This is a genomic window from Bradyrhizobium sp. PRIMUS42 (assembly GCF_023006515.1).
Classification (GTDB): domain Bacteria; phylum Pseudomonadota; class Alphaproteobacteria; order Rhizobiales; family Xanthobacteraceae; genus Bradyrhizobium.
Genome location: NZ_JALBGZ010001604.1, coordinates 1 through 445, shown reverse-complemented (window position 1 = coordinate 445; position 445 = coordinate 1). Strand labels below are relative to the sequence as shown.

Genomic DNA, 445 nt, shown 5'->3' with positions numbered 1-445 from the left:
GGCGCAACAGGCGGTCACGCCACGGCTCGCCCGCGCCGCGCGACACCGCGCCGCCGGATTTCGGCGAAACATAGATCAGGTCGGTGGTCTCGCCGGTCACCGCACAGTTGTCCAGCGCCAGGCCGAAGCCGAGCTCGGCGAGCATCGCCAGCTCGAAATGGATGACGTGGACGGCGGCGCCGCCGATATCGTCGAAATCGTCGAGCGAATGCTCGAGCAGTGCGAAGATCTCCTCGTGCGGATCGCGCTCCGGCAGCAGCCGCGCAATCGAGGCGAGATGGGTGACGCCGTAGACACCATGGGATGATCCCAGCAAAGTGGCCGCGCGCAGCTTCAGGCCTTCAACGGCATAGGTGCCGAGATGCTCGTCGAGCCGTGCCCGCCACACCACACTGACGCTGTTGCCCGGCTGGAGCAGCGGCCGCATCCGCGAGCCGGCGCCACC

General features: G+C 68.1%; 1 protein-coding gene. It reads right to left on the bottom strand.

The window, feature by feature from the left end; all coding sequences use genetic code 11:
• A partial coding sequence (gene recO, locus MOV75_RS41885) for a DNA repair protein RecO (protein ID WP_247008753.1) occupies positions 1-445 on the bottom strand: 445 nt, incomplete at both ends.